Here is a 5,341-nt window from a genome sequence, read left to right as displayed (position 1 = left end):
CGCTGCGCAGCGTGCGGCTGTCGGCCGGCGACACGTTGTCGCTTACGTTCGACGATGACGATGCTGACGACGCGCTGCCGGGCACGGCTTCGGACGAAGTCACGCTGCCGCAAGAACCGCAAGAACCGCAAGAACCGCAAGAACCGCAAGAACCGCAAGAACCGCAAGAACCGCACGAACCGCACGAACCGCACGAACCGCACGAACCGCACGAACCGCACGCTTCGATCCACGCCGGATCGGAAGGAGCCTCGGTATGCGCCTGATCGAATTGCGCAGTGACGTACTGGCCCCGAGCAGCATCGCGCTGTCCCTGACGGCCGACGAACGCTTGTCGCGGGAACCGTCTTACCGTCTTGAGCTGCTGAGCCGAGACCCGGAATTGGACCTCGAGGAATTGCTCGGCACGCCGTTGTTCGCCGACATCGACCTCGGCAACGGTGCGGTGCGCACGTTCAGCACCTACGTGTTCGGTGGCTACGACACGGGGCAGTTGAGCGGGCAGTACACCTATACGCTTGAACTGAAGAGCTGGCTGTCGTTCCTGGAGGAGAACCGCAACAGCCGGATCTTCCAGAACCTGACCGTGCCGGAGATCGTCGAGCAGGTGTTCCAGGGGCATCAGCGTACCGACTACCGGTTCGATCTCGAAAGCACGTATGAGCCGCGCGAGTACTGCGTGCAGTTCCAGGAAACCGACCTGAACTTCGTCAAGCGGCTGCTGGAGGACGAAGGCATCTATTTCTGGGTCGAGCACGAGAACGAGCGTCACGTGGTGGTGCTGTCCGACACGCAGCGCTTCGCCGACCAGCCGTCCCAGTCCGGCCAGCTTCAATATCTGCCGGACGGCGAGGAAGGGCGCGCGATCCAGGGGCGCGAAGGCGTGCAGCGCCTGCAGCGGACCCGGCGGGTGCGCTCGAACAACGTCGCGCTGCGCGACTTCAACTACTGGTCGCCGTCGAACCGTCTGGACAGCGATGCGCAGACGGAGCCGGGGCCGGGGCTGTCGGGCGTGCAGCTCGAATACTACGACTATGCGACGGGGTATCAGGACGCCGAGAAGGGTGAGCGTCTCGCGCGCCTGCGGCTGGAGGCGTTCCAGGCGGATGCGCACGTGCTGGTCGGCGAGGCGAACGCGCGGGGCCTGACGACCGGCCAGGCGTTCACGCTGGTCGGCTATCCGGCGCTGAACCGGAATCGCCGCTACTACGTGATCGGCAGTGAGTTGTCGTTCATCCAGGATGGCCCGGACAGTACGTCGAAAGGCCGCAACGTGACGGTGAAGTTCCGCGCGCTCGCCGACGACCAGCCGTTCCGGCCGCTGCTCGTGACGAAGCGTCCGGAGGTGCCGGGCATCCAGAGCGCGACGGTGGTGGGGCCGCAGGTGTCCGAGGTGTACACGGATAAGCTGGGCCGGATCAAGGTGCATTTCCACTGGGATCGCTACAAGACGACGGAAGCGGACGCGTCGTGCTGGATCCGGGTGTCGCAGGCGTGGGCGGGCAAGGGCTGGGGCGTGATCGCGATGCCGCGGGTCGGGCAGGAAGTGGTGGTGACCTACGTGGACGGCGATCTGGATCGGCCGCTCGCGACGGGGATCGTCTACAACGGCGAGAACCCGACGCCCTACGACCTGCCGAAGGACACGCGCTACACGGGGCTGGTGTCGCGTTCGACCAAGCTGGCGGGGCAGGCGCAGAACGCGAGCCAGCTGACGTTCGACGACCAGCGCGGCGCGGAGCGCGTGATGATCCACGCCGAACGCGACATGCAGCACACCGTGGAGCGCAACGATTCGAAGGCGGTCGGCCAGGATAAAAACCTCACGGTGAAGCGCACGTCGACGTCGGTGATCGGGATCACGGTCAGCTTTACGGGCATCGCGGTGTCGTACACGGGCCTATCGGTGGGGTTCACCGGCGTGTCGGCATCGTTCACCGGGCTCAGCACCTCGTTTACCGGCGTCAGCACCAGCTTTACGGGCGTGTCGACCTCGTTTACCGGCGTGTCGACCGGCTTCACGGGCGTGAGCACGTCGTTTACCGGCGTCAGCACGGGGTTCACGGGGGTGTCGACGTCGATGACCGGGGTGTCCACCAGCCTGACGGGAACGAGCAACTCGGTGACGGGCGTGTCGAACAGCATGACCGGGATCTCGTCGTCGATGACGGATGTCAGTACGTCGGCGACGGGGCAGTCGCAGAGCATGACGGGCGTGTCGCTGTCGTACACGGGCACGTCGTCGAGCATGACCGGCACGAGCACGTCGGTGACCGGCACGTCGACGAGCATCACCGGCACGTCGATCTCGAACACGGGCACGTCGACCAGCATCACTGGCGTGTCGACCTCGACCACGGGCAGTTCGACGAGCGTGACGGGATCGAGCATGTCGACGACCGGCAGCTCGGTGGGCACGACAGGGTCGAGCGTGTCGACCACGGGCAGCAGCGTGTCGACCACGGGCTTCAGCTATTCCTATACGGGCGCCAGCTACTCGGACGTGGGCGTGGATCTGAAGAAGCTCGGCATGCAGGTGAAAAGCTGATGGGAGAGCCGACATGCGCCTGATCGAACTGCGCAGCGACGTGCTGGATCCGGGCAGCATCGCGCTGTCCCTGACGGCCGACGAACGCTTGTCGCGGGAACCGTCCTACCGTTTCGAGCTGTTGAGCCGAGACCCGGAATTGGACCTCGACGAATTGCTCGGCACGCCGTTGTTCGCCGACATCGACCTTGGCAACGGTGCTGTGCGCACGTTCAGCACCTACGTGTTCGGCGGCTACGACACGGGGCAGTTGAGCGGGCAGTACACCTATACGCTTGAATTGAAAAGCTGGCTGTCGTTCCTGGAGGAGAACCGCAACAGCCGGATCTTCCAGAACCTGACGGTGCCGGAGATCGTCGAGCAGGTGTTCCAGGGGCATCAGCGCACGGACTATCGGTTCGAACTGGAAGGAAACTACGAGCCGCGCGAGTACTGCGTGCAGTTCCAGGAGACGGACCTGAACTTCGTCAAGCGGCTGCTGGAGGACGAAGGCATCTATTTCTGGGTCGAGCACGAGAACGAGCGTCACGTGGTGGTGCTGTCTGACACGCAGCGCTTCGAGGACCAGCCGTCCCAGTTCGGCCAGCTTCAATACCTGCCGGACGGCGAGGAAGGGCGCGCGATCCAGGGGCGCGAAGGCGTGCAGCGGTTGCAGCGCAGCCGGCAGGTGCGCTCGAACAACGTCGCGCTGCGCGACTTCAACTACTGGTCGCCGTCGAACCGTCTGGACAGCGATGCGCAGACGGAACCGGGGCCGGGGCTGGCGGGTGTGCAGCTCGAATACTACGACTATGCGACGGGGTATCAGGACGCCGAGAAGGGCGAGCGTCTCGCGCGCCTGCGGCTGGAGGCGTTCCAGGCGGATGCGCACGTGCTGGTCGGCGAGGCGAACGCGCGGGGCCTGACGACCGGCCAGGCGTTCACGCTGGTCGGTTATCCGGCGCTGAACCGGAATCGCCGCTACTACGTGATCGGCAGCGAACTGTCGTTCATCCAGGATGGCCCGGACAGCACGTCGAAGGGGCGCAATGTCTCGGTGAAATTCAGTGCGCTCGCCGACGACCAGCCCTACCGACCGCTGCTGCTGACGCGACGGCCTAGGGTGCCGGGCATCCAGAGCGCGACGGTGGTGGGGCCGCAGGTGTCCGAGGTGTACACGGACAAGCTGGGCCGGATCAAGGTGCATTTCCACTGGGACCGCTACAAGACGACGGAAGCGGATGCGTCGTGCTGGATCCGGGTGTCGCAGGCGTGGGCGGGCAAGGGCTGGGGCGTGATCGCGATGCCGCGGGTCGGGCAGGAGGTGGTGGTGACCTACGTGGACGGCGATCTGGACCGGCCGCTCGCGACGGGGATCGTCTACAACGGCGAGAACCCGACGCCTTACGACCTGCCGAAGGACACCCGCTACACGGGGATCGTGTCGCGCTCGACCAAGCTGGCCGGGCAGGCGCAAAACGCGAGCCAGCTGACGTTCGACGACCAGCGCGGCGCGGAGCGCGTGATGATCCATGCCGAACGCGACATGCAGCACACCGTGGAGCGCAACGATTCGAAGGCGGTCGGCCAGGATCAAAACCTCACGGTGGAGCGCACGTCGACGTCGGTGATCGGGATCACGGTCAGCTTTACGGGCATCGCGGTGTCGTACACGGGCCTATCGGTGGGCTTCACGGGCGTATCGGCGTCGTTCACCGGGCTCGACACTTCATTTACCGGCGTCAGCACCAGCTTCACGGGCGTCTCGACTTCGTTTACCGGCGTGTCGACCGACTTCACCGGTGTGAGCACCTCGTTCAAGGGTGTCAGCACGGATTTCACGGGGGTGTCGACGTCGATGACCGGGGTGTCCACCAGCCTGACGGGAACGAGCAACTCGGTGACGGGCGTGTCGAACAGCATGACGGGTATTTCATCGTCGATGACGGACGTCGACATGTCGGCGACGGGGCAGTCGCAGAGCATGAAGGGCGTGTCGCTGTCGTACACGGGCACATCGACGGGCATGACGGGCACGGATACGTCGGTGACCGGGACATCGACGAGCATCACCGGCACGTCGATCTCGAACACCGGCGTGTCGACGGACATCACTGGCGTGTCGACCTCGATAAAAGGAACCTCGACGAGCGTGACGGGAACGGATATGTCAACCACAGGAAGCGATATGTCGAACACAGGGTCGAGCGTGTCGACCACGGGCAGCAAGATCAGCCATACGGGATTCAGTTACTCGTACACCGGCGCCGAATACTCGGACGTGGGCGTGGATTTGAAGAAACTCGGCATGCAGGTGAAAAGCTGATGCCGGTCCGACACATCAAACCTCAAGCCGCGCTCGTCGCGACGACGCGCACCCAGATCGGCTCGACGCCGATGTTCGCGATCAGTGTCGGGGTGGGATTCCGGCTCAGCGACCCGGCCATCCTCGTGCACGAGGCGGCGGTCTGGGAGGCGCTGAAGGCGGCGGCGCCGTCGGTGCCGCTGACCGAGGCGGCCATGCCGAAGCGCTGCGCGGAGTGGCTGCTCGCCGGGCATTCAGTGCAGCGCGCGCCGGCCGGCGCGTGCGGACGCGCGATCGACTGGGCCGCCTGGGTCGAACTCGACGGCGTGCGCAAGACCGTGTCGTGTCGCGCGACGGTCGACGAACAGGCGCAATCCGATGGGTTCGCACGACTCGCGATCGATCCGGCCCAGGCGGTCGCGGGCGGCGCGGGCGAGAACCCGCTCGGCCGGGCGTCGGGTTCCGCGCCGCTGCAGCGCGTGGGCGCGCTCGGCGTCGGGCCGGACCCG

Annotated in this window: 3 protein-coding genes and 1 pseudogene; all 4 read left to right on the top strand. The window is 65.5% G+C overall.

Going from position 1 to position 5,341, the window contains the following annotated elements; genetic code table 11:
- Window positions 1-266, top strand: a 266-nt coding sequence (locus AC1RQF_RS33040) for a hypothetical protein (protein ID WP_492874316.1), incomplete at its 5' end; no start/stop codon positions are given.
- Window positions 257-2,548, top strand: coding sequence for a type VI secretion system Vgr family protein (locus AC1RQF_RS33035; protein ID WP_273996094.1), 2,292 nt, complete (start codon window positions 257-259; stop codon window positions 2,546-2,548). The genes AC1RQF_RS33040 and AC1RQF_RS33035, both read left to right, overlap by 10 nt.
- Window positions 2,549-2,561: 13 nt before the next feature.
- Entirely contained in the window at window positions 2,562-4,853 is a 2,292-nt protein-coding gene (locus AC1RQF_RS33030) for a type VI secretion system Vgr family protein (protein WP_492874314.1), read from the top strand.
- Window positions 4,853-5,341 (top strand): annotated as a pseudogene (locus AC1RQF_RS33025) (type VI secretion protein); the annotation flags it as partial. The gene AC1RQF_RS33030 and the pseudogene AC1RQF_RS33025, both read left to right, overlap by 1 nt.

The organism is Burkholderia sp. GW821-FHT14F03 (assembly GCF_058803765.1).
The sequence above is the reverse complement of the archived record's forward strand: the minus strand, read 5'-3'. Positions and strand labels throughout refer to the sequence as shown.

Bases quoted from the DNA above. Each gene is read 5' to 3' on its own strand.
- AC1RQF_RS33030 (WP_492874314.1), top strand. From the start codon at position 2,562: ATGCGCCTGATCGAACTGCGCAGCGACGTGCTGGATCCGGGCAGCATC.
- AC1RQF_RS33035 (WP_273996094.1), top strand. From the start codon at position 257: ATGCGCCTGATCGAATTGCGCAGTGACGTACTGGCCCCGAGCAGCATC.